25 protein-coding genes are annotated in these 24,068 nt (G+C 61.7%); 10 read left to right on the top strand and 15 right to left on the bottom strand.

Going from position 1 to position 24,068, the window contains the following annotated elements:
• Positions 1-185: 185 nt before the first annotated feature.
• From P0D71_RS06315 to P0D71_RS06360, 10 genes are all read right to left on the bottom strand, one after another.
• Positions 186-923: a class I SAM-dependent methyltransferase gene (locus P0D71_RS06315; protein ID WP_408479500.1), complete on the bottom strand. Its 738-nt coding sequence runs from the start codon at positions 921-923 to the stop codon at positions 186-188.
• A 4-nt stretch (positions 924-927) separates the two neighbouring features.
• Positions 928-1,713 (bottom strand): phytanoyl-CoA dioxygenase family protein, encoded by a 786-nt coding sequence (locus P0D71_RS06320; protein WP_408344083.1) that lies wholly within the window; start codon positions 1,711-1,713, stop codon positions 928-930.
• Between the two features lie 33 nt (positions 1,714-1,746).
• Positions 1,747-2,271 carry a GNAT family N-acetyltransferase gene (locus P0D71_RS06325; protein ID WP_408479501.1) on the bottom strand — a complete coding sequence of 175 codons (525 nt, stop codon included), beginning with the start codon at positions 2,269-2,271 and terminating at the stop codon, positions 1,747-1,749.
• Positions 2,268-3,245 carry a hypothetical protein gene (locus tag P0D71_RS06330; protein WP_408479502.1) on the bottom strand — a complete coding sequence of 326 codons (978 nt, stop codon included), beginning with the start codon at positions 3,243-3,245 and terminating at the stop codon, positions 2,268-2,270. Before P0D71_RS06330 ends, P0D71_RS06325 begins: the two co-directional genes overlap by 4 nt.
• A complete protein-coding gene (locus P0D71_RS06335) occupies positions 3,242-3,940 on the bottom strand; it encodes a WbqC family protein (RefSeq protein ID WP_408479503.1) in 699 nt (232 codons plus the stop codon). The genes P0D71_RS06330 and P0D71_RS06335 overlap by 4 nt, the downstream gene beginning before the upstream one ends.
• 5 nt (positions 3,941-3,945) lie before the next feature.
• Positions 3,946-5,091: a dTDP-4-amino-4,6-dideoxy-D-glucose aminotransferase VioA gene (gene vioA / locus P0D71_RS06340; protein ID WP_408299804.1), complete on the bottom strand. Its 1,146-nt coding sequence runs from the start codon at positions 5,089-5,091 to the stop codon at positions 3,946-3,948.
• Positions 5,088-7,475, bottom strand: a complete 2,388-nt coding sequence (locus P0D71_RS06345) for an O-linked N-acetylglucosamine transferase family protein (protein ID WP_408299806.1) — start codon at positions 7,473-7,475, stop codon at positions 5,088-5,090. The genes vioA and P0D71_RS06345 overlap by 4 nt, the downstream gene beginning before the upstream one ends.
• A gap of 275 nt (positions 7,476-7,750) precedes the next feature.
• Positions 7,751-8,065, bottom strand: a complete 315-nt coding sequence (fliT, locus tag P0D71_RS06350) for a flagellar protein FliT (protein WP_091797944.1) — start codon at positions 8,063-8,065, stop codon at positions 7,751-7,753.
• A 3-nt stretch (positions 8,066-8,068) separates the two neighbouring features.
• Positions 8,069-9,574 (bottom strand): flagellar filament capping protein FliD, encoded by a 1,506-nt coding sequence (fliD, locus tag P0D71_RS06355; RefSeq protein WP_408299808.1) that lies wholly within the window; start codon positions 9,572-9,574, stop codon positions 8,069-8,071.
• Positions 9,575-9,730: 156 nt separating this feature from the next.
• A complete protein-coding gene (locus P0D71_RS06360; RefSeq protein ID WP_091797949.1) occupies positions 9,731-10,879 on the bottom strand; it encodes a flagellin in 1,149 nt (382 codons plus the stop codon).
• Between the two features lie 268 nt (positions 10,880-11,147).
• Between P0D71_RS06360 and P0D71_RS06365 the strand changes: the two genes are divergently transcribed.
• Positions 11,148-12,089, top strand: a complete 942-nt coding sequence (locus tag P0D71_RS06365) for an aldo/keto reductase (protein WP_408479504.1) — start codon at positions 11,148-11,150, stop codon at positions 12,087-12,089.
• 358 nt (positions 12,090-12,447) lie between these two features.
• Complete coding sequence (rpsU, locus tag P0D71_RS06370) at positions 12,448-12,660, top strand: 30S ribosomal protein S21 (RefSeq protein WP_006050883.1); 213 nt, start codon at positions 12,448-12,450, stop codon at positions 12,658-12,660.
• A gap of 239 nt (positions 12,661-12,899) precedes the next feature.
• On the opposite strand, the gene P0D71_RS06375 is transcribed toward rpsU, so the two are convergent.
• Positions 12,900-13,496 carry a DNA-3-methyladenine glycosylase I gene (locus tag P0D71_RS06375; protein ID WP_408299813.1) on the bottom strand — a complete coding sequence of 199 codons (597 nt, stop codon included), beginning with the start codon at positions 13,494-13,496 and terminating at the stop codon, positions 12,900-12,902.
• A gap of 140 nt (positions 13,497-13,636) precedes the next feature.
• Between P0D71_RS06375 and P0D71_RS06380 the strand changes: the two genes are divergently transcribed.
• Both P0D71_RS06380 and P0D71_RS06385 read left to right on the top strand, forming a co-directional pair.
• The gene (locus P0D71_RS06380) at positions 13,637-14,518 is read left to right on the top strand and encodes a glucosamine kinase nucleotide-binding domain-containing protein (protein ID WP_408344113.1); all 882 of its coding nucleotides are present in this window, start codon (positions 13,637-13,639) and stop codon (positions 14,516-14,518) included.
• 133 nt (positions 14,519-14,651) lie between these two features.
• Entirely contained in the window at positions 14,652-15,473 is an 822-nt protein-coding gene (locus P0D71_RS06385; protein ID WP_408479505.1) for a Cof-type HAD-IIB family hydrolase, read from the top strand.
• 178 nt (positions 15,474-15,651) lie between these two features.
• Here the strand turns inward: P0D71_RS06385 and P0D71_RS06390 are convergent, their stop codons facing one another.
• From P0D71_RS06390 to aqpZ, 3 genes are all read right to left on the bottom strand, one after another.
• Entirely contained in the window at positions 15,652-15,963 is a 312-nt protein-coding gene (locus P0D71_RS06390) for a PXPV repeat protein (protein ID WP_408299817.1), read from the bottom strand.
• A gap of 286 nt (positions 15,964-16,249) precedes the next feature.
• Positions 16,250-16,945, bottom strand: coding sequence for a histidine phosphatase family protein (locus P0D71_RS06395; protein WP_408479506.1), 696 nt, complete (start codon positions 16,943-16,945; stop codon positions 16,250-16,252).
• Between the two features lie 147 nt (positions 16,946-17,092).
• A complete protein-coding gene (aqpZ, locus tag P0D71_RS06400; protein WP_091797972.1) occupies positions 17,093-17,833 on the bottom strand; it encodes an aquaporin Z in 741 nt (246 codons plus the stop codon).
• Between the two features lie 288 nt (positions 17,834-18,121).
• Here aqpZ and P0D71_RS06405 point away from each other — a divergent pair, with 288 nt between their 5' ends.
• Entirely contained in the window at positions 18,122-18,424 is a 303-nt protein-coding gene (locus P0D71_RS06405) for an H-NS histone family protein (RefSeq protein WP_007179981.1), read from the top strand.
• Between the two features lie 290 nt (positions 18,425-18,714).
• On the opposite strand, the gene P0D71_RS06410 is transcribed toward P0D71_RS06405, so the two are convergent.
• Positions 18,715-19,779, bottom strand: a complete 1,065-nt coding sequence (locus P0D71_RS06410) for a glycosyltransferase family 4 protein (RefSeq protein WP_091797975.1) — start codon at positions 19,777-19,779, stop codon at positions 18,715-18,717.
• Positions 19,780-20,491: 712 nt separating this feature from the next.
• Here P0D71_RS06410 and flhD point away from each other — a divergent pair.
• From flhD to P0D71_RS06435, 5 genes are all read left to right on the top strand, one after another.
• Positions 20,492-20,812: a flagellar transcriptional regulator FlhD gene (gene flhD, locus P0D71_RS06415; RefSeq protein WP_006050893.1), complete on the top strand. Its 321-nt coding sequence runs from the start codon at positions 20,492-20,494 to the stop codon at positions 20,810-20,812.
• A 51-nt stretch (positions 20,813-20,863) separates the two neighbouring features.
• A complete protein-coding gene (gene flhC, locus P0D71_RS06420; RefSeq protein ID WP_091797981.1) occupies positions 20,864-21,424 on the top strand; it encodes a flagellar transcriptional regulator FlhC in 561 nt (186 codons plus the stop codon).
• Positions 21,425-21,638: 214 nt separating this feature from the next.
• Positions 21,639-22,499 (top strand): flagellar motor stator protein MotA, encoded by an 861-nt coding sequence (motA, locus tag P0D71_RS06425; protein WP_006050895.1) that lies wholly within the window; start codon positions 21,639-21,641, stop codon positions 22,497-22,499.
• Positions 22,500-22,520: 21 nt separating this feature from the next.
• Positions 22,521-23,528: a flagellar motor protein MotB gene (gene motB, locus P0D71_RS06430; protein WP_091797984.1), complete on the top strand. Its 1,008-nt coding sequence runs from the start codon at positions 22,521-22,523 to the stop codon at positions 23,526-23,528.
• 84 nt (positions 23,529-23,612) lie between these two features.
• On the top strand, positions 23,613-23,990 hold the full coding sequence (locus tag P0D71_RS06435) for a response regulator (RefSeq protein ID WP_408181625.1): 378 nt from the start codon (positions 23,613-23,615) through the stop codon (positions 23,988-23,990).
• The last annotated feature ends 78 nt before the right edge of the window (positions 23,991-24,068 follow it).

The raw sequence follows: 24,068 nt of genomic DNA on the forward strand, positions 1-24,068 counted from the left end.
CGCCCGTCGCTTGCTTGAATGGCAAGGAAAGACTGTGTGGTCGCTTGGGGGCCGCGATGCGTCCGCTTCCGCCGTAACATCTATCGGCAAGAGCGCGGCTATGACGGCCGGCGGCCGCGCGGCAGCGCACCGCCGAAGATCGGGCCGCCGGCTCAGGCAGACGCAAACTGGACTCAGCGTCCTGGTCAGCGCTCCATCTCGCGCTGGCATATCGCGTACACGCTCGAGCACAAATCAGGATAGACGCGGCCCAACTCGAAACAGCCGTCCAGATACGCTCGGGAGATGATGCCGGCCTGCAATGCCGCATCAATCTGGAAGTTGGCGAGACCCTTGAAAAACACGCCGCCTTCGGTAACCGGGCGCAGGTTCGCCGCACGCAGATCGGCCCGCAGCGTATCGATCGAATAGGTTACCCGGTGTCCATGTGCGGCTTCCGCCGGCGTCACGGCGGCGTGATGGTCGATCAGTCCCATGTTGACCGCGATCTGCCGGGAGCCGGCGCGCGCGTTCGGCGCGGCCACGAACAGCCGGCCACCCTCGGATAACCAGCCACCAATCCGCCTCAGCACTTCAACCGGATAATCGAGGTGTTCGAGCGTATGGATGAGGAAAATATTGTCATAGCGTCGCGACGGTTCGAAAGTCTCGAACGTCGAGTGATGGAAGCTGGCGGCGCCTTGGGTCTTATCCGACGCAACGGCGATACAGTCCGCCGATGCCTCGACCACTTCCACTGAATCGAAGCGCTTCGTCAGAAGGCGCGTGAAGTTGCCTTCGAAGCATCCCAGTTCAAGCGCGTTATCGCCGGCGAGGAACGGCTCGAAGGTCCGAAGCATGTACTCATGCATCAGGTAGTCGAAGTCGTAAGCGTAGCGATGTTCCGGATGATCTTTCGCTTCCGCGTTGTAGTCTCTGCTCATGTCGTCAATCCTGTCCGCGTTGATAGAACCGCTGCTCCACCGGCACGTAAAACTCATCGAGCGACTCCGGCACCCGGGCGTTGAAGCCGAGCACCTGGCGCATCCATGCATTGCAGCGGTCGAGGTTGCGGTAGCCGAACAGCCGCGCGTAATCGAGCTGTGGCTTGAAGAATGGGCTGGTGAAAGTCAGTGTCAGCGCACGTCGCGGCGCATCGGTGGTATTGCGTCCGGTGGCATGCCACATGCGCGAATCGAACAGCAGAACCGAGCCGCGCTCGCCGGTCGCACGTGCGGCCTGAGCGTAGAAATGCTCGTCGGTAGGCTGCTGCTGGATGTTTTGCGAGTGCGAGAGAACATGCGTTGCGCCGTTCTCGAGCGTGAAATCGTCGAGCATCACCAACGCGTTCACCATGAAGCGCCGCGTGTCGGAGCCGAAGCGAATGTCGCGATGCACGTTCTGCACATACGAGCGCGAGTCGCGTTCGTTGATCACGCCGCCGTACGAATTCAGGATGAAGTTGCCTTCAAAGTATCCTTTGAATACCGGCTCCAGCGCCGAGAGTTCCGCGAGCAATTCGACGTAGCACGGGTCATCCATCAGCAGATGATGCAAGGTGCCGGCGCTGTTTTCCAGCACGCCGTTGCGTCGTCGGATTGCGTCGCGCAGCGCGAGCGAAGGGCCCAGCGCCTGGACCAGCGAATCGAGCAATTCGCTGCGTATCAGGCGGGGAAGCACGGTCCAGCCTGCCGTTGCAAGTGCGGTGTGGTGGTGAGCGTCAATCGTGTTCATGGGTGGAGCAAGACAACGGCAAAAGGGAAGGGCTCAGCGCCGATCGTCAGCCAGGATGGCCATCGGAATGACGTCGAGATAGCGGCCGCCTTTGAAGGCGGCCTGGCGCAGCAGACCTTCGGCACGAAAGCCCACTTTCTCGTAAAGCGCGATGGCGCGCGCATTGGATGCGAGCACGGTCAACGAAATGCGGTTGAGATTGAGGTCGCCGAGCGCGTGGTCGAGCGTCTGACGTGTCGCGGCCTCGCCGATGCCCCGGCCGCGTGCCGTTTCCGCGCCGATCTGAATCGAGAACTCCGCGCTGCGGTTCACCCAGTCGATGCCCAGCAGGTATGTCACGCCCACCACGGCCTGGGTCGAGGCGAGACACACGGCGAGACGCACGTTGCCCGCGCGGGAACCGAGGTAACTATCGAACCATTTGTTGTCGATCTCGGCGCCCACATAGCGGAAGGCGCCACCCAGCAGGCTGACCAATGCCTTGTCGGCGCGCCATGCATTGATTGTCGGCAGATCGCCGCGCTCGATTTCGCGCAGGAATATCGTGTTGTCGCTCATGCGAGCCGGTCCAGTAAGTGTTGCACGATCGGCTCGAGATCGTCGCGTGTGAGGCGCTGATCGCACGGCACGCAAAGCGTCGAACCCGGGAGATCGCGTTCGAAGTCCGGCGCGCCTTCAGCGTCCGCCACGTCCGGCCAGTAGGTGGGTGTATAGATGCGCTGCGCACGAAGCGCTTCGCGTGCGCCGGTGGGCGCGTCGAACAACGGATAGCAGAGCGGCACCGTCTGTTCGTCGTAACGAAACGTGAAGCGGTTGTAGCGCTGCAGCTTCTCGTGCAGGAAGGCGAAATTTTCGACTCGCCGTGCTCTCACACTGTCGTAGTCGATGCTGGCGAGTAACCGCTCGGTCAATGTCGACATCCGCAACGGCTCTTGTTGCTTCAGACTTTCTTCGGCCAACGCGTAGTCGGCGTAGCCTGCTTCCGCATCTTTCGCGAGCCGGGTCAGCAGATGCCCACAGCGCAGCAACGAGCCTTCGTCAAACGCTGCCGGTATGTCGACCGGCTGCTGCGTGACGAGATAGCCGCCGTCCGGCACGCCGAGAAATTTTCGCGGTGAATACAGTGTGGCGAGACAATCGGCGGGCCGCGCGAACAACGCCTGCGCATTGTCGATCAGCACGCGTTCGCGCGGAAACCGGCTGAGCACGTCGTCGACCTGGCGAGCGCACAGTCCGAAGTAGTTGACGTAGACGAGCCACTCGCCGTGCGCGAGGTCGGCAGACTGCACGCGCAAGTCGGCATCGAGCCGATAGCGTTTGACCGGCGTGCCGGTCATGCGCAGCGGTTCGATCATCGCATCGCAGACGTACCAGGGCATCCAGACGGCAGTCGGTCGCCCCGCGCGAAGCAGCGCAAGAAACGCGGCGCGCGACGACTGAAAGCGCAGCGCGTTGCCGTGAAGCGGCGCGTCGACTCGCGGCAGTTCGAGTTCGAAATAGCCGCCGATTGCACGCGATTCGCGAGCCGTCATGCGTTCACCTCGACGCACAGCATATCTCTCACGCTGTTTTTGCTATTGAACATCAGGACGTCGAGAATGGATAAGGCCGGGTGAAACGCGTCATCGAACTGTGCGTACGGGCTCAGGTTCGGCTCGATGAAGGCAAGCTCCACGCCGCGTGCCGAAAATGCGTTGCTATCGTAAAGCGCTCGACCGCCCGGCAGGTTCACATAGGTAGTCGCCTGCTCTCGCGCGCAGATGTCCAGGACCCGCTCAGTACCTTTGAGTTGCGCATTGCCGTATTTCGTCGACGACGGGACGAACTCGGTATCGATCTCGAGGTAATTGCAGATTTCCATCACGGTGTGCGAGGCGAGCAGCGAAACCGGCGCGAGCGGCTCCGCCAGAATCCGTCCGATCAGCGCGCTCACCTGCGGGTAGTGAGGCGCTTTGGCATAAGCATGCCGAATCGATTCGAGCAGCTTGCGTAGCCAGCGCTCGCGCGGCTCGACGAGCACCTCGTTGATCTTCAGCATAGGACTCGCGCCGCTGAGCGGCACGGTGAGATAACGCACCTGGTCGCCCTGCAGCATCCGGTTGCGGTTGATCCAGCCGTTCTTGATGAAGTTCACGTCGTCGTAAAAGACGAACTTGTCGACGGCCGCTGCCAGCTGAAAATACCCGATATACGGCAGCAGGTAGGGCTGCATGATCGCGAGCTTCATGGCGTTCAGGTATCCGCGATGATCCCGATGATGCGATCGAGCATGTCGTCGGTCAGCGCCGGGAAAATCGGCAGACACAGTACCTGTTGTGCAGCGGCATGCGCGACCGGCAGATTGTCCTGACGCGCCGAAGGCAGGCCGCGATAAATCGGAAAGTCCGAGATCAGCGGATAGAAATAGCGGCGCGCGTAGATATTCTGGTCGCGAAACTTCTGATACAGCGCATCCCGGCTGATCGGATACTCCGGGCCGACGAGAATCGGAAAGTACGAGTGGTTCGCGACTTTCTGGCCTTCTTTGGGCAGGCAGCGGATACCGTGCACGTCGCGCAGCCGTTCGCGATAGATTGCGTCGATCCGCGCGCGCCGCGCCAGCGCTTCGTCGATATGCTGCAGTTGCAGCAGCCCGAACGCGGCGTTGATTTCGCTCATCTTGCCGTTGATGCCGGACGCAACCACGGTCACCTCATCGACGAATCCGAAGTTCTTCAGATGGTCGATGCGCTGTTTGGTCTTGGCGTCCTGGCAAATGATCGCGCCACCTTCGAAGGTGTTGAAGACCTTCGTCGCGTGGAAGCTCAGCACGGCGAGGTCGCCGTGTTCGAGCACACTGCCGGTTTCGGTCTGCACGCCGAAAGCATGGGCCGCGTCGTAAATCACCTTCAGATTGTAGTTGTCGGCGATCTTCTGGATCGCCTCGACGTCGCACGGCTTGCCGTAGCAATGCACCGGCATGATCGCGGTGGTCTGCGGCGTGATCGCGGCCTCGATCTTGGCGGGATCGAGATTGAGCGTATGCGGATCGACGTCGGCGAATACCGGTTTGATGCCGTTCCAGACCAGCGAGTGGGCGGTTGCCACGAACGAATAGGGCGTCGTGATCACCTCGCCGGTCACGCGCAGCGCCTGCAGCGCGGTGAGCAGCGCCAGCGTGCCGTTGGTGAACAGCGCAAGATGACGCACGCCGAGGTACTTGCACAGCGCCTCTTCGAACTGTTGATGAAACGGGCCGGCATTGGTGAGGATCTTGCTGTCCCAGATCTGTTGAAGATAGGGGATGAATTCTTCAAGCGGCGCAAGGTGCGGCTGGGTAACGTAAATGCGCTCGTCGATCTGCGGCTCGATGGCCCCAAGCGGTAAGGCTGCGTTCACTTGTTGTCCCCTGTCTTGGACGGCGCGGTGGCGTCGTCGGTGGCGGCGGTGGCTTCTTCTGCCGTTACTTCGAACGCGACGGGCGCTTGGTCGTCGCACCAGCGTTGCCACATGATTCGCAATGCGCGCGACAAGCCCGCGGCGACGACTTCAGGCCGGAATGCCGCCGAGGCCATGCAGCGCTCGCGCAAACCGGTGCGCAGTGCGGCGAGCGCCTCGATATCCGACGACAGCGCGACGCCCTTGGCGACGAAGTCCGCCTTATCGGTGGCGAGATACTGTTGCAGGCCGACGTGCGACATCCAGGTGGCGCCGGCGCGGCTCGGCAACGTGTCGCCTGCAATCGTCAAGGTCGGCACGCCCATCCACAGGGAATTCAGCACGGTGGTCGAACCCGTGTACGGGAATGTGTCGAGGCAGATATCGACGTGAAAATGCTGTTGCAGATAGACCGGAATGCTCGAGCGGCGGCGGAACATCAGACGCTCGCGCGAGATGCCTGCTTTGTCGAACCAGTCGAGGAGCAATTGTTCGTCCTCGTCGGTTGCAATCGCGCCCAGCAACATTCGCGACGACGGTTGCGCGTTCAGCAATTCCGCCCAGAGGGCGATCACGTCGGGGCGCAGTTTGTTGAGGCGGTTGAAGCTGCCGAACGTCACGTAGCCGTTGTGCATGGCCGGCAGGATGTTGACCGGCGGCGCGCTTTTTTCCGGCAGGAAGGGCGCGTTCGCGGGCAAATGGACGATCTTCTCGGAGAACATGCGTTCCGGCTCGCCGAACGGCACACCGAACCGGTCCACGAGGTAATAGTCCATCGCGCTCAGGCCGGTCGTGGCCGGGTAGCCGAGCCAGCTGACCTGGATCGGCGCGGGCTTGCGCGCGAACGTGAGAAGACGATTGCGGCCCGTGTGGCCGGACAGGTCGAACAGAATGTCAATTCTGTCGTCGCGGATCCGGTTCGCCAGGTGCGCGTCCGGCATGCCGGTGACCTGGTGCCATTCATGGGCGCACTTGCGCAGCAAATGGGTGTAGTCGTCTTCCAGGATGTGGTTGTTGTACACATGAAGCGAGACGCTGGCGTCGGTCGCGAGACGCTCCATGATCGGCAACAGATACGAGGCGACGGCGTGACGGAACAGGTCACCGGAAACGAGGCCGATCTTCAGCTTGCGATTCGGCGTGCGCTTGTTCACATGACGCGGCCACTGCGAACGCACCGGCGCTTCGTGCTGTTGCGCAAATTTAATGTGTTCGGCGAACAGCGTGTCCTGCTTGACTTCAGGATTGTGGGCGAGCGAAAACAGATAGTTGTCCGCCGCGATCGGGTCTTTCGGGTCTTTCTCCAGCGCGACGTAAAAGCTTTTCTCCGCTTCGCTCACCATGCCCAGATCGAGCTGCAACACGCCCAGTGTGTTGTACATGCCGGACGTGTCCGGCGCCAGTTCGATCGCGCGCCGGGCCGCAGCCAGACCTTCGGCCACTCGTCCCTGGTGAACCAGCGACATGCCGTAGATCCGTTGCGCTTCGGCGTAGGCCGGGTTGATCGCGATGATCGCGCGGCAGACTTCTTCGGCGTCCTTGTGCAAGCCTTTCAGTCGCAGCGTATCCGCGAGGACGGCGCGACTCTCCAGCTCTTCGGGCAGGAGTTCGGCAGCCTTGCGCAGCGGGATGAGCGCGTCGTCGTAGCGGCCCAGACGATGCAACGCAATCCCGAACCAGCGCCACGCGTTGCCGTCGGCGGGGAAGCGCTGGGTGAGCGTGCGAGCCAGTTTGACGGCGTCGGCGATCTGGCCTTTGTTGTAGAGCGACGTGAATCGCGAGGTTTCCTGCTGGCTTACGCGCCGTCCGGCTGCGATCGTGGACTTGCCGGCATCTGCGGTTGCTTCTGCGCCTTCGCTATTTGTTGGAGCGGCCGCGCTGCCGGCTGACTGCGGGTTCTGGGCTGCCACGGGCTGCGTCAGGACGATCTTGCCGGGATTCGCCATCCGCACGATCAGGCCGTCCACCGCCGGGCCCTTCAGTCCTTGCTTCTGCGCCATTTCCAGCGCGAGCCACGCGGCGGCGGTTTCACCGGCGTCGATCAACGCGCTGATATAAGCCGTCCAATACTGACCGTTTTGCGGTTGCTGACCTAGCGCCAGTTCGAAGCGGGGCAATGCGTCTTTGGGGCGGTCCGTTTGAACGAGCAGCACGCCAAGGTCGTAAAGCGCGTCCGAGTGCTGCGGTTTGGCGTCGAGGATCGCCAGATAGAGCGCTTCGGCGTCGTCGAATTCGCCCTTGTGGTGGTGCTCCAGCGCCGTTTGCAAAACGAGTGCGATGTCGTGCTCGAGCTGTTGTTCGGGCGTCAAGGGGTCAGCTGTCGGCTGCTCGTACAGGAGAGTCATGGTCTCAGCGCAGAATGGTCTATGACGGAAATTGTGCGACGGAGAGGGCGTTTCCGATGCTCGGAGATGACGGTAAAAAGGCCGCCTGTTTAGCGTATGGAGAGGGGGGCGGAAAGCCGGAAGACCAGCGGGGAAAAAGAAAAAAGCCCGCACGAGGCGGGCTGAGGGAACGAGCGCGCCTCACTTCGGCGCGTAGTTCTTATTATTCGGTCGGCCGGTCGAACCGGCTCTTACGGAGCGGATGCCGCATTGGGGCATGCCGCTTCGGGTGATTTTTAAAGGCGGGCCATGCGCTGATATTCGCCGGCGGCCTTGGTGCGCCCGATCGCCGCTTCAAACTCGGTATGCAGTTCGTTCTGGGTGACTGCCGCGTCGGCGACCAGGGCCGCGTCGATCGCCTGGATCTGGCGGATCATTTCCAGCGCGGCCGGCTCCTGCTCCGCGGTGAGCGACATCAGCAGCGGTGAGCGTGCTTCGGTCAGGCGGGCGGCTTCCGGCCAGTCGGCGAGCGACGCCGCCTGCTCGATTTCGCGCGTGATCGACAGCACGCGTTCGACCAGTTCCGTCTGATTCATGGTGTGCGCGTTCATTGCTTAGCCCTTGTTCGTGGCCAGCGCGCCCGCGCTGTTGGTGCCGCCGAACAGCGCGGTCAGGTACTGCGAATTGTTGTTCATGGTCGCCATCAACGTATTCAGGGCGGTGAACTGCGCCTGATACTGATTCGTCAACTGTGTCGTGTAGTCGGCGAGCGCGGTTTGTTGCGTGGTGATGCTCTTCAGGTCGGCATTGAGCGCGGTATTACGCGTGTCGATGATGCCGCCGGTCTGCGTGAACGTGGTGATGCTGGAGTTCAACTGCTCGGCAATGCCGTTGGTCGAGTTGAAGAGCGATGCGACCGTGGCCGGACTGCTCGTCAGCGCGGTATTCAGCGCGGTATTGTCGACCACCAGCGTGCCGTCCGCCGGATCGTCCTTCAGCGAGATACCGATCGCCGCCAGCGTGGTGCCGGTGCTACCCGAGCCGACCGAACCGCCGATGATGGTGGCCAGCGTGTTCTTGATCGTCTGCAGCGTGGAGTCGCCGAGCAGCGGACCTTGCGAGGACGAGCCGGAGCTGAACGAGGTGAGCGTGGACATCGTCGTGACGACGGTGTTGTAGAGGCTCACGAAATTATTGATCGCGGTGTTCTGCGAGGTGGTGTCGGCCGCAATGGTCAGCGTCTGCGTGGTGCCGGCGGATGCGGACGTCAGGTTCATCGTGACGCCCGCAATGGCGCTCGTCACCGCATTGGTCGAACTGCTGGCCGCGATCCCGCCCACGGTGAACTCCGCGTCCTGGGCAAAACCGCTCTGCGTCCAGGCGCTCCCCGCGTTGGCCGAGGTGATCGTCGACTGGCCGCCGGTGGTGCTGGCGGTCGAGGTCACGCCGAGGCTCGACAGGCCGTTGTCGGTCGTGATGTTGCTGGTCGTGACGTTGATGACGTTCGCTGCCCCCGTGTTCGCCGCGCGCAGCACGAGGTGGGCGCCGTCCGTGCCGGTCACGATGGTCGCCGTGACGCCGGGGTTGCTGCTGCTCGCGTTGATCGCCGAAGCGATGCCCGAGAGCGTGTTGTTGGTGCTATCGACGTTGATATCCATCGACTTGCCGCCCAGCGAAATGGAGAGCGTGCCGGTGCCCAGTTGTGTCGTGGAGCTGAAGGCCGCCGACGACAAGGCTTGCGAGCTGGCAATCTGCGTCACGGCGACCGAGTAGCTGCCGGCCACGGCGCCGACGCCGGCGGTCGCGGTCAAGCCGGTGCCGCTCGCGGTGGCCGCGAACGTCGACAGCGTGGTGCCGTTGGCGAGATTCGTGATGCCCGACTGCAGTGCGCTCAGCGCCGAGCTTAGTGCGCCGTAGGCGGACAGCGTGGTGTTGTCGGTGGTTTGTCGTGCCGCCAGAGCCGCGGTTTGTCCTGCGGTCTTCGCGTTCACGAGCGCCGTGACGAGCGTCGACACGTCCATCGACGAATTGCCCGTCGAGCCGCTGATGATCGATTGAGCAGCCGACTGCAGCGCGGCGTTGGCGCTTGCTGTAGAAGACGAGGTTGAGATCGAGGACATGCAGAGGCTCCGGGCGTCTGGAAATCTGTATTGGGTGGTGCGCGATGCTACATCACTGCGTGATGGAAATGCACAGCGGGAGGCATGCCTCCCGTCGTTTGAAACCGGCGATGCGCCCCGCTTGCGCGCGACGCATCGCCGTTACTGCGTCAGCTCTTACTGCAGGAGCTTCAGAACTTGCTGCGGGTTCGAGTTAGCTTGCGCCAACACCGAGATACCAGCTTGCTGCAGCACTTGCGCCTTGCTCAGGTTCGCCGTTTCTTGTGCGAAGTTGGCGTCCGTGATTTGCGACTGTGCCGACGACAGGTCGGTCGATTCAGCTTGCTGCGACGTCGAGATTGCCGTGAAGCGGTTTTGCGCGGCGCCCAGTGCAGCTTGCAGCGTGTTCACGGTCTGCAGTGCGTTGTCGATCGAGACCATTGCTTCGTTCGCGCCGGTGACCGTGCTGATGTCGAGGCCCGAAACCGTCGGCGGGTTGTTGATCGCATTGATCTGTGCGATCGATGCGGTCGCGACGCCGGAAGCCGTTGCGCCCATCGCCGTGGCGAGCGTGGCGTTCAGCGTCAGGTTGGTGATTGCCGTGCCCGTACCCGATGCCGTACCGGCCGAGAAGATGTTGGACACTGCGCCCGACGAGATTGCCTGGTTGTTCTGGTCGGTGAAGGTGTAGCCACCCTTGCCGTCCGACAGCACGTTGACCGACGTGATCGTCGCGCCGGTGCTGGTGTACGTGCCGGTCGCGTCCGTGTTGACGGCGATCGTGCCAACCGTTTGACCCGTTTGCACCAGGCCGCCACCGATCTTCGCTGCCGACATCGATTGGCTCAGGTCCAGGCTGATCGTCTGACCGACGTTCGCGCCGACCTGGAACGTCACGCTGCCTGCCGAGCCGTCCAGAATGTTCGTGCCGTTGTAGGTCGTTTGCGAAGCGATACGGTTCACTTCAGCGATCTGCGCCGAGACTTCCTTCTGCAGAGCTGCCTGGTCGCTCGACGACAGCGAACCGGTCGATGCTTGCACGGCCAGCTGGCGGATACGTTGCAGGCTCGAGGTCAGCGACGACAGTGCGCTCGATGCGGTTTGAATCATCGACACGCCGTCGTTCGCATTCGACACGCCCTGGTTCAGGCCGTTGATCTGCGTTTGCATACGCGTCGAGATTGCCAGACCTGCTGCGTCGTCAGCCGCGCTGTTGATGCGCTTGCCCGACGACAGGCGGGTGATGGCTTGCGAAAGGGCGCTTTGCGAGCCATTAAGGTTTTGCTGTGCAACCAGCGAGTTGATGTTGCTATTGATTCCGAGCATGGAAAATCTCCTAAATAAGCCTTGAGCCCAATACGCCACGTTGGCATCGGCGGAAGCACTCGTTCATTGCTGGCCGCCTCAGTGAAGGTTGACGGCGTCCCTAAAAAAAACTTGAGGAACTTTGTGCAATGGCGTGCCAAACGTTTTCCATGCCGGTTTATTGCAATGTCGCTGAAAGCCGCTTGCAGCCTTGCTCTGCGGACCCACTGCAGGTATTGAAAAGTCGGCGTATTCTCTTTTCTCTCTTGTGACAAACCCTGGAAAAATCATGCAAAAGCGCAGAATCGGACGTTCGGAATTACAGGTCGCGCCGCTGATGTTCGGCGGCAATGTTTTCGGCTGGACCGCCGATGAAGCCACCTCGTTTTCGATTCTTGATGCATTTGTCGATGCCGGTCTCGACTTTATCGATACCGCCGATGTCTATTCCGCATGGGTGCCTGGCAATCAGGGCGGGGAGTCGGAAACCATCATCGGCAAGTGGTTCCGTCAGAGCGGCAAGCGCGACAAAATAGTGCTCGCCACCAAGGTCTCGAAGCATCCGCAGCGCAAGGGGTTGTCGGCGGCCAACATCCAGGCGGCGGTCGAGGATTCGCTGCGGCGCTTGCAAACCGATTACATCGATGTCTACTTTTCTCACGACGACGACTCCGAAACGCCGCTCGCCGAAACACTGGGCGCGTATCAGAAGCTGATCGAGGCGGGGAAGGTGAGGGTGATCGGCGCGTCGAACTACACTGGCGCGCGTATCGAGGAGGCGCTCGCGGTGTCCCGCCAGCACGGGTTGCCCGAATATCAGCTGCTGCAGCCGGAATACAACCTGTATGACCGCGCGGACTATGAGCGCGACATCGAACCGGTGGCGCTCGCCAATCAGCTTGGCGTGGTGGTGTACTACAGTCTTGCAAGCGGATTTCTGTCGGGCAAATACCGGTCGCGGGCGGATCTGGCCAACAAGGCGCGCGGCAGCCGGGTCGAAAAATACTTGAACGAGCGCGGTTTGCGCATTCTCGCCGCGCTGGACCGGATCGCCGAGGCGCATGGCAGCACTTCGGCCACTGTCGCTTTGGCATGGCTGATCGCGCGGCCCAGTGTTACGGCCCCTATTGCCAGCGCAACATCGGTCGACCAGCTCAAAAACCTCTCGGCAGCCGTCCACCTGATGCTGACGGGCGCAGATATCCGCGAACTGGACGAAGCGAGCGCCTGAGGTGCAAGTGACCTGGCGCAATCGCTAAACCCCTGGTAGGATGGAGAGTTTCCTGATATCATCGGGAGTGAATTGAGATCTTTGCCTGTTTCGTCAATGCTTTTCTGTTGATGAAAGGTCGGCGAAACGGCAGCAGACGCGGCTTTTGCATGTTGTCTGTCCGCGTTCCGCGGTGAACTCCCCACCTCTCTTTTCCGGCCTCCGTGGCCGCTTTGCCTCTCGTTTCAATCGTGGTTTGGCCGGGTTCTGCCCGCGTTTGCCTGTTACTGGCCATGAATTGGAACGACCGGAGGGCCGGCGCGTGAGCGGTATGCCGCCACGCAATTTACCCCTATCAAGTGATTGAGTTAGGAATTACATGACGACGATTCTTCTGAAAGAAAACGAGCCGTTCGAAGTGGCGATTCGCCGCTTTCGTCGCGCAATCGAAAAGAATGGCCTGATCGCTGAACTGCGTGAGCGCCAATCGTACGAAAAGCCGACCACGGCACGTAAGCGCAAGAAGGCTGCTGCTGTGAAGCGCCTGCACAAGCGCCTGCGCAGCCAGATGCTGCCGAAAAAGCTGCACTAAGCACGCTTTTTCCGCACGGCCGAACGGCGGTGTGAGCTTCGAAAGAAGCCACATCGCCGTTTTGCTTTTTGGGGCCTCTTTCGGGCATTTTTGTGGTCTCTTCTTGGGCCTTTGATGCCCGTTCGTTGCTGGGGCACTCAGTCACGGGCGGGGCAACGCGGTTGCGGGGCACGGTCGTGAATGGCGGACGGTGTGCGCCAGGCGCGCAAACGCAGAAGCGCAGAGGCGCCTGCCCTGCCTTACCCCGCTTTGCGATTCCGTCCTTTCTTGCCGAGTGCCGCGCATCGCGCCCGGCACATGCAACTCGCCTCGTGGTCATTGACCATGCCGACCGCCTGCATGAACGCGTAACAGATCGTCGAGCCGACGAACTTGCAGCCATAGCGCTTCAGCCCCTTGCTCAGCGCGTCGGAAATGTCGGTCGACGCGGGAGCCTGCTTGTACGAAGCCCAATCGTTCTGGATCGGCGTCTGATCGACGAAGGACCAAACGAAATTGGCGAGCGAGCCGTGCTCGGCCTGTATCTGTTGGACCGCCCGAGCGTTGTTAATGGCAGCTTCGATCTTGCCGCGATGACGCACGATGCTTTCGTCTTTGACCAGGGCATCGACATGCTTCGGCGTAAAGCGCGCAACCTTGTCGATGTCGAAGTCGGCAAAAGCGCGGCGGTAGCCGGCCCGCTTGTTGAGAATCGTCGACCACGACAACCCTGCCTGAGCGCCCTCCAGCACCAGCATCTCGAACAGATGCTGGTCATCGCGCGAGGGCACGCCCCATTCGGTGTCGTGATAGTGCGCGAGCGCCTCGCTCGATACCCAGTTGCATCGCTGTGTCACTGTCGCGCTCCTGTATTGTGATGTCGCTCGCCAGCATAGCCGAAGCCGTGCGCACTGCAAGTCGGCCGTTCGGCCGATTGCGGGATTGAAACTGACCTGCCACGCTACGCGTTATTCACCCACTGAACTCACTCGACTTCATGAGCAAAGACTTCTTTCTGATCGGCATCGACGGCGGCGGCAGCGGCACGCGCGTCGTGCTCGGCGACGCACAAGGCCGCGAGCTGGCGCAGGCGGCAAGCGGGCCGTCTGGCTTGGGGCTCGGCGTCGAACGTGCTTGGCAGGCCATTGCGGCCGGCTGCGGCGAAGCATTTGCAAGCGTCGGCATGGCGCTGGACTGGTCGCGCTGCGTGCTCGGCTGCGGACTGGCGGGCGTCAATAATCGCGACTGGCTGAGCGCGTTTCGCGCTCAGGCTCCCGCGGTCGCCGGACTCGCCGTGGAAAGCGACGCCTATACCACCCTGCTGGGCGCGCACGCCGGCGCGCCTGGTGTAATCGTTGCGCTTGGCACCGGCAGCGTGGCGGCCGTGCTGGATAGCAATGGCGAATGCCGTTCGGTCAGCGGCTACGGTTTTCCCTCGGGCGACGAAGCAAGCGGCGCATGGCTCGGTCTGCGGGGCATCGTGCATGCACAACACGCACTTGACGGTCGCGGCCCCAACGACGATTTCGCGCAGGCGCTGATCAGCCATACCGGCGCGCATGACCGCGACAGTCTCGTCGTGTGGCTTTGCGAAGCCAATCAGACAGCTTATGCGAGGCTCGCGCGGATCGTCGTCGCCAATCGCGCGCATCCGTTCGCGGCGCGGTTGCTCGGCGAGGCCGGCGCGGAAGTGGGCAAGATGATCGCCGCGCTGGATCCCTCGGCGAGCCTGCCGGTCGCGTTGTGCGGCGGCCTCGGCGCGCCGTTGCGTGAGTACGTGCCGCAGATCCATCAGGCGCGTTTGCGCGAGCCGCTGGCCGATTCGGCGCACGGCGGATTGCAGCTGGCGCAGCGCGAAGCGGGGCGCGTCGGCGGCTAAAGAACGGCAGCTAGAAACAGCGGCACGCGGCGCGCTCGCGGGCGAGACCCGTCGGGCATGGCTGGCGCGTTTCCGGTGAGCGCGGCTGGCAACGGTAAAATACGCACTTCGACGCTGCCCGGCTGCTCACACCATGTACAAAGTTATCGCCACGGATCTCGACGGCACGCTGCTCAACGCCGATCACCAGGTGGACCCGTTCACGGTCGCCACCGTGCGTAAGCTCGAGAGCGACGGCCTGCGGTTCGTGATTGCAACGGGCCGCCATTATTGCGACGTCGCCGGCATCCGCGACGTGCTCGGCATCAACCCGTATCTGATCACGTCGAATGGCGCGCGCGTCCACGCGCCGGACAACACGGTCATCCATGCCGGCGACCTGCCTCCCGCCATCGTGCAACGGTTGGTGCAGCCGGAAATCGCCGGCGCTCATGGCCGCGTGATCGTCAATCTGTTCGCCGATCAGGCCTGGCTGATCGACCGCGACGCACCGCATCTGCTGAAGTTTCATCAGGACTCGGGCTTCACCTATGAGGTGACCGATCTGCCGAAGCACGACGGCGCCGACATCGCGAAGGCCCTCTACATTGGCGAGCCCGCCGATCTTGCACAGGTCGCGGCGAACCTCGCTCGTGAATTCGGCGACGCCCTTTACGTGACCTATTCGCTGCCGGACTGCCTGGAAGTGATGACGGCGAACGTGTCGAAGGGACGCGCGTTGCAGATCGTGCTCGAACGCGTGGGCGTGGATGCCTCGCACTGCGTGGCGTTTGGCGACAACATGAACGATATCGATCTGCTGGAAACGGCCGGCCATCCGTTCATGATGAACAACGCCAATCCCGATCTTATGACGCGCCTGCCGAACGTGCCGCGCATCGGCAACAACTTCGAAGCCGGCGTCGCGCATCATCTGCGCAAGCTCTTCTCACTCGACGACGAATTGACGTCCTGATCTGAAATGGAAACGGCCCGCATCCGTCTTGATGGATGCGGGCCGTTTCTTCGCGCGAGCTTTTGTGCGCTTGCGGCCGCGACTAGCGGCGCGGCGGGCAACGGGAAGCGCTGCGTGCTTCCCGTTGATCAGCGCCGGTCAACTAATTTGTTAGCTGCCGCCCGCGGACCCAAGGCGATCAGCCGTGCCATCCGCCGCGACGGTCACCATGGTCGCCCCGGTCGTCGTGGCCCCAGCCACGACCATTGTGGTTCCAGTTGCGATCATATCGATGGTCGCCCCGATAGTAGTCGCCGCGGTCGTAACGGTGGTCCCAGCCGCCGTTGCCGTAATACACGGGCTGCGGTGCGGCATAGACGGGAGCCGGGCTGGCATAGACCGGTGCGCCGAGCGACAGGCCGATGTTCAGATCCGTATGCGCTTGCGCGACACCGCATGCGCCCGCTGCGAGTCCTGCGGCAACCAGCAAGTGAGTGACGATGCGTTTCATGTTTGTTCTCCTGTGAGGCGACGTATGTTTGTCGCACAGGACCAATCTACGCATTCCGGCCGGTAGGAACTGCGACGAGATGTTACGGACTGCAAGCATCGTCGCGGGGATTGAAACGTGCGCACGGCGGGATTCGGGTGCGGGACGTGTCACGCGTTGCCTGGTCAAAGCCCCGCCATATAAGGGCGTGCGCTCCATTGAGCCGATTCAGCGAACGGTCGGCGCCACGTTCGGCCCAAATCAAGCGGCCGCAGTGGTAATCGCGGCTTACATCTGTATTACCCGATTAATCTGCCGCACTAGCGGAAGGCGCCGATGCAGCCGCCGACGACGCTCCCGGCAGCGACGCGCAAGGGCAGTCGGTCGCGCGTCCGTCCAACCCTTGCCGATCATGTTTGAAGCTTGCCCGCGCGCTGCCGTTCTGCCAATTGAGGCGAACAATGTAAATGCTGTCGAAGTCGTCGCTCTTCCAGTTCGGGACATCAGCGGCGTTACCGCCGTGCGCGCTCAGCATCTGGCGCAATAGCTTCACGATCAGTTTGTGTTCCCACGCTACGACAATCAGCTTGTTTCGATTGGCCGGATTGACCAGTGCGGTGCCAAGCTGGTCGATCTGCGCGAAACCATATGGCGTTTGCACAGGCATCTGGAACTGGATGGCGGTTGGCTCGATCGTCGCCAGTGGCCGGATGTAGTAGTAGGGCTTGCCGCTGTCGTCTTTTTGCTGCCCGGGATCGGGGGCGTAGATTGCGTCCGGCTTGCCGAACTTGGCAGCGATCACCGCCGGCAGGGCCAGCGCCCGGTTGAGTCCCTGGCAGTTGAGCTGGCCGTAGCCTTGAGCCGGTTTCTCACCGTGCCGTACGAACACGAGCGTTTCAACGTCGCTGTCGGCCGCATGCGCGACGGGTAGCGCCGACAGACCCGCGCACAGGCCGCCGACGGAGAGTGCGACGCCATGCAGAAATCCGCGGAAACGCTTCATAGGTAACACCTGTGCGAGCTTGGAAGGTCGCACGATTCTAGCAGCGGCGCTCGCGTGCGCCATTGGCGCGCTGTCACGGTGCCTGCGATAGCCAAACAGAACGGGCGCCGCAGCGCCCGCTTTGAATGCCTGAATTACCGCGCGTTGTCAGTCGAGCGCGAGCTTTTGAGAATTGCCGCCGCGGCTTTCGGCGAGGGCCGGATACAACACGCCGGCGACCACCGCGCCGAGAACCGGCGCAAGCCAGAACAGCCACAACTGATCCACCGCCGCACCGCCGACGAACAGCGCCGGGCCGGTGGAGCGCGCCGGGTTGACCGACGTATTGGTCACCGGGATCGAGATCAGGTGAATCAGCGTGAGGCACAGACCGATGGCGATCGGCGCGAAGCCGGCAGGCGCACGCTTGTCGGTCGCGCCGAGAATGACGAAGAGAAAGAAGCCGGTCATCACCACTTCGCAAATGAATGCCGCGGCGAGCGAGTAGTGACCCGGGGAGCGCTCGCCGTAGCCATTGCTGGCAAAACCGCTGGCAACGAGGTCGAAACCAGGCTTGCCCGATGCAATCAACGACAGCACCAGCGCACCCAACACCGCGCCAATCACCTGCGCGACGATGTACGGCAGCAGATCGCGAGCCGGAAAGCGGCCGGCGACGGTCAGGCCGACGCTCACCGCGGGATTCAGGTGACAGCCGGAAATGTGGCCGATTGCGTAAGCCATTGTCAGTACGGTCAGGCCGAAGGCGAGCGACACGCCCACGAACCCGATGCCCAGCCCGTGAACCGGGCCGGCGAAATTGGCGGCGAGGACAGCGCTGCCACAGCCCCCCAGCACGAGCCAGAAGGTGCCGAACAATTCGGCAGCGAGGCGTTTTGACAACTGCATGATTGGTAATCCTAAAAAAATGACGTTTCCGCTAGCACGCACGGCTAAGTCCGGATGCCATGCCTTGAGCGCGCAATTCTAGGGAAAGGTTGCCAATTCGGGTGTCAAGAATTGTCAATGTGGCATCGTGCTTACCTATTATTGCGAGATAAAGAGGGGGTTTAACAATTCATTCGTGTTAATAATTATCAGAGGATATCTCGCTAAATCGGTATTGTTGTCCATTGCGAATTTTTATAATTGCAGTTAGTCTGCGAGCCAATGAGTTCTAAAAAGGGGAGAACCGGAATGTCTCAATATGCAGACCTCAAGGCGCAGATCGCCAAATTGCAGGCACAGGCAGAAGAAGCGCGGCGTACCGAAATCGACAACGTGGTCGCCGACATCCGCCAAAAGATCGCTGAATACGGTCTCACGGCTCAAGATTTAGGCTTTGCCGTCGCTGCCAAGCGCGGTCGCCCGCCCAAGAAGGCGCCGCTGCCGGCGAAATACCAGGACCCAAAATCGGGAAATACGTGGAGCGGGCGTGGCAAACCGCCCAAGTGGATCGTCGGCAAGAATCGCGAGCGCTTTCTGATTGGCGCGGCTTGAGTCGATTGCCGCTAGAGACGAAAGCCAACTGAAGGTTATTGGCACTCCGGCTTTATTGGTTGAGCGCTAATCCGCGATGGAAGCGCATCCATACCCGTATTAAAAAAGCCGCCCTTGAGGGGCGGCTTTTTTGGACAAGAAGCGGGATAAGTGGGATTTACCGTTCGCGCAAACGATTCACACGACGAAATGCCCCGCTATTCATCAGCAAATCGGAATCGGCACATCAGGCGGATTCGAACACTCGAGCGGCCGAGCGCATAAATTGCCACGGCCGCTCGAATGCCACGTTAGCCCACCGCGACTTGACGCAGCACCGGGCGGCGCGTGGCTTCGATCAGCGCCGAATAGCCGTCCACATAATTCTGCGCCATGGTCTTCGAACTGAAGCGGCGTTCGAACTGGGCGCGGATTTCGGTGCGCGACAGTTCGTCCAGGCGTTGCAGCGCCGCGACCGCTCCTTGTACGTCCTCAACGATATAACCCGTCACGCCGTGGTCGATAACTTCCGGCACGGAGCCGCGGTTGAAGGCGATCACCGGCGTGCCGCACGCCATCGATTCGATCATCACGAGGCCAAACGGCTCCGACCAGTCGATAGGGAACAGCAGCGCCTTCGCGCCGGAGAGAAACTCGGGCTTCTGCGCCTCATTGATCTCGCCGACGAATTCCACGTGCGCCTGCGACAGCAGCGGCTCGATCTCCCGTTTGAAATATTCCTGGTCGGCCTTGTCCACCTTGGCGGCGATCTTCAGCGGCAAACCGCTTTGTGCAGCGATCTTGATGGCTGTATCGACGCGCTTCTCAGGGCAAATACGGCCGAGGAACGCCAGGTATTCCGGCTTCTTGTGCGTTTGCGGCGTCAACAGCTGTTCCGGCAAGCCGTGATAAATCGTATTGAGCCAGTTCGCTTGCGGCAGCGGCGCACGCTGCGAATCGGAAATGGACACCACCGGCACGTCCGAGAACGCGTCGAATACCGGTTGCAGTTCCGGCAAGTCGAGGCGGCCGTGCAGCGTCGTCACGAACGGCGTGTCCATCGTGGTAAAAAGCGGGAACGGCATGTAGTCGAGGTGGAAATGCAGCACGTCGAATTCGTGCGCGACCTTTCGCACCTTTTCCATCATGAGGATGTGCGGAGCCAGCGCGTCGCGGATCGTCGGATCGAGGCGCAGCGCACGAGGCCAGCAGGCGTCGAGGTTCGCGGAGGTGACCGAGTCGCCGCTCGCAAACAGCGTGACGTCGTGGCCGAGTCCGACCAGTGCTTCGGTCAGATACGATACGACGCGTTCGGTACCACCGTAGAGTTTCGGCGGGACGGCTTCATACAACGGCGCAATTTGTGCGATTCGCATGCGTTTTCTCCTAATCAGATCGGCATCGCACAGCGGCGCTCGAGTAGAGCGAGGAGTGAATGCCTGACGGACGGTTGGGCGCGGTAAGCCGCCGCCCGGGGGTGTTCCGAACCTGCATCGGGTAATCCCTTAGCTTCATTATCGGGATCGACCGCGCGAATTCGAGTTATTTTTCAAACGCTTAATGTTGTTACAGCGCGAAACATGCGTCGTTACAGGTCGTCTGGAAGGCAGTCCCGATAATTGAGAGCGAAACCCGGCCGTTTTATTCGAACGCAGCGCTTTCTATGAGCAATCCGCGGGCCCGACCGTCCGAGCGCGGCGCCTACACTGGGCGGATTACGCGGAAGTGAAAACGTCTTATAATTCGGCCTCACCGCAGCAACGGTGCGGAGCGTGAGTTAGCCAGGCTCACCCTTCGGCCTCATTCCGCATCACCTCAGGCAGTCATTCAACGCGCATAGCCGTCCAGACTGCGCGTCAATAAGTCCTCCTCAGCCCCTTCCTTACACGACTTTGTAGGAAAAATTCCTACATGAATGACGGATTTATCCGTCAACAAGGCTGGGTGTCTATCCGATTTTCGTCCGCTCCCCCTTTCGACACAATGCTCGCAAGACCAGAAACGAGCCGATTCGTGCGGTTTAAGCGCGCGCGTCCGAGCAAACGTTTTCGTAACGGCCTGACCAGCCAGATACACCCCGGGGGAATCATGAGCGCGACAAGCGAAATGCTCAATGAGATCAGAGAAGTCAACCTGTCTTATCTCCTGCTCGCACAGCGACTGCTGCGCGAAGACAAGCCGATGGGCATGTTTCGCATGGGGATTTCGGACCAGTTAGCCGATGTGCTCGCCAATCTGTCGTTGGCGCAGACCGTCAAGCTGGCGGCGTCCAATCAGGTGTTGTGCCGTTTCCGTTTCGACGACCATGCCGTGCTGTCCGCTCTGGCGGACAAAGGCAAATCCAGCGCCGTGGCACAGGCGCATTCCGCGATCCTGATGGCAAGCCAGCCGGTCGAGCAGCTCGGCTGATGGCACGTTGTATTCAAAGCCGAATAATCAGGACCGGGGAAACGCCAACGGATGGCCTATAAAAGTGTTGTGCTCGAAGTCAGGGAGATCACCCTGGCCATTGAACTGATCGAGCTTGGCGCGCGTTTGCAATTGCTGGAAGCCGAAACCAGTCTGTCGCGCGACCGCCTGATCAAGCTGTACAAGGAATTGAAAGGGGTTTCGCCGCCCAAAGGCATGCTGCCGTTTTCGACCGACTGGTTCATGACCTGGCAGCCGAACTTTCACTCATCGCTGTTCTACAACATCTACCGTTTCATGGCCGGACACGGCGGTTGCCTGACGATCCAGTCGATCGTGAAGAGCTACCGGCTGTATCTGGAGCACGTCCGGTTGCACGACGACGAGCCCGTGCTCAGTCTCACGCGCGCGTGGACGCTGGTGCGCTTTTTCGACTCCGGGATGCTGCAAATGACCGCCTGCTGCCGCTGCGGGGGACGTTTTGTCGCACACGCGCACGATCCGCAGCACGCGTTCGTCTGCGGACTGTGCCAGCCGCCCTCGCGCGCCGGTAAGACAAAGAAATCTGCCGACGCCCGGGCCCGCGAGAGCCTCGCCGCCCTCGAAGCTTGACCCGCAAGGCGGCCGCGCAAGTGCGGTCCGCCGCCCGCGTCCCATGGGGCGGGCCTTCCAGCCCGCTCGCCCAAGGCCCGATTGAACCGGGCCGCTGACCTCGACCTCTGGTTTACACCGGATCGCCGAGCCACATTTCCACCAAAGTTTTCTGTTCCTTTGCCGTAAACCTGAATAACGACGGTCACCGTCGCTTCTTTGTGAGGGCTCGGCAGTGCTGATTTTCGTGGGAACACTCGTGACGCTTTTGTCCGTTTTCGGCGGTTACGCGCTGGAAGGCGGCCATCTCGGCGCGCTGCTGCAGCCCGTTGAAGTGCTGATGATCGTGGGCGCTGGCGTCGGCGCGTTCATTCTCGGTAACGGAATGAAGACGATCAAGGCGACGCTGCGCGTCATTCCGACCCTGTTCAAGGGCGCGAAGTACAACAAGGACGTCTATATGGAGCTGATGGCGCTCCTCTACGTCCTGCTGGCCAAGGCGCGCAAGGAAGGCACGCTGACGCTGGAAGCGGACATCGACGATCCGTCGAAGAGTCCGATCTTCACCCAATACCCGAAGATTCTTGCCGACCATCACATCATCGAATTCCTCACCGACTACCTGCGTCTGATGGTGGGCGGCAACATGAACGCGTTCGAGATCGAAAGCCTGATGGACGAGGAGATCGAGACGCACCACCAGGAAGGCGAGGCGCCCGCGCATGCGCTGAACAAGGTCGGCGACGCGATGCCGGCGTTCGGTATCGTGGCCGCGGTGATGGGCGTGGTGCACACCATGGCCTCCGCCGACAAGCCGCCAGCGGTGCTCGGCGAGATGATCGCCCAGGCGCTGGTCGGCACTTTCCTCGGGATTCTGCTTTCGTACGGGCTGATCGGGCCGCTCGCGAGCGTCGCCGAACAGCGCGTGACCGAGTCGACCAAGATGTTCCAGTGCATCAAGGTGACGATTCTGGCCAGCCTGAACGGTTACGCGCCGGCGATCGCCGTCGAGTTCGGCCGCAAGGTGCTCTTCTCGACCGAACGCCCGTCGTTCGCCGAGCTGGAAGAGCACGTGCGCCGCGTCAAGGCCAAGTAAAGGCCACCGGAAACCGAACCCATGAGCAAGGACAAAGACCGCGCCATTGTCGTCAAGCGCGCCGCGCCGAAGAAAGCCGGCCACCATGGCGGCGCCTGGAAGCTCGCGTATGCGGACTTCATGACCGCGATGATGGCGTTCTTCCTGCTGATGTGGCTGCTGAGTTCGGCGTCCACCGTGCAGTTGAAGGGCATTGCCGATTACTTCAATCAGCCGCTGAAGATCACGCTGTGGGGCGGTGACCGCAGCGCGGAGGATTCGAGCATTCTGAAGGGCGGCGGCCGCGACATTTCGACCGACGCGCAAGGCGTGACGCGCTCCAGCGACGGAGCGAACAACCGTTCCGAACACACCGCAGTGCACGGCAGCGAAGAGTCGATGAAGCAGTTGCAGGGCGAGTTGGAGCGTCGCGAGCAGGTTCGCCTGCACGATCTGCAGGTCAAGCTGATGGCCGCGATCGAAGCGAATCCGGTGCTGCGCCAGTTCAAGCAGCAGATCCGCATTGATTCGACGCTGACCGGCTTGCGTATCGAAATCGTCGACTCGCAGAAGCGGCCCATGTTCGCGACCGCGAAAGACCAGGTCGAGCCGTATATGCGCGACATCCTGCGCGAAATCGGCCACACGCTGAACGACGTGCCGAACCGCATCATCGTGCAGGGACACACCGACGCCGCGCAATACGCGGGCGGCGAGAAGGGCTACAGCAACTGGGAATTGTCCGCGGACCGCGCCAATGCGTCGCGCCGCGAACTGATCGCCGGCGGCATGGATGAAGCGAAGGTGATGCGCGTGCTCGGCCTCGCGTCGACGCAAAACCTGAACAAGGCGGACCCGATGGATCCGGAGAATCGCCGCATCAGCATCATCGTGTTGAACAGGAAGTCGGAGGACGCGCTGAATCACGACGATTCCACCACGACGACCTTGTCGGACGACGCAGCCGGCTCCAAGCCGCTGCTGCAAAAGCTTGCGCAACCGGTAACGGTTGCCCCGAAGTTGCCGGCGGTAGCGCCGGCGGCCCAGTAACAGACAGCGATCGTTCCGCTGGCTCACGCGCCCTGCCGGCGCGGAGCGCGGGGCGATCCATAGCGTAGGTGCAGCGAGGTTTTCATGATCAGGCACATCCTGGCAATCGACGATTCGGCATCGATGCGGCAGATTCTCGCCGCCACGTTGACGACGGCCGGCTATGAGGTGACGCTCGCGGCAGACGGCAACGAAGGGCTCGAAAACGCGCTCGCCATGTCGTTCGATCTCGTGCTCACCGATCAGCACATGCCGGGCAAGACCGGTCTCGATCTGATCGCCGCGCTACGCAACAACCCGGCTTACCAGGCCACGCCCATCCTCGTCCTCACGACGGAATCGGGCGAGCCGTTCAAGGAAGCGGCGCGGGCCGCGGGCGCGACCGGCTGGATCGAAAAGCCGCTCGACCCGGACATGCTGACCGAACTGGTGGCGGCGTTAGCCGAGCCAGATCACGCATAAGCACCACTCATAGACCCAGTTATAGAAGCTCTCGACGCGGCGGCACGGTAGCCCACGCCTAGACAGGAACTCTCGCGG

Source organism: Paraburkholderia sp. RL17-383-BIF-A (assembly GCF_046028015.1).
Classification (GTDB): Bacteria; Pseudomonadota; Gammaproteobacteria; order Burkholderiales; family Burkholderiaceae; genus Paraburkholderia.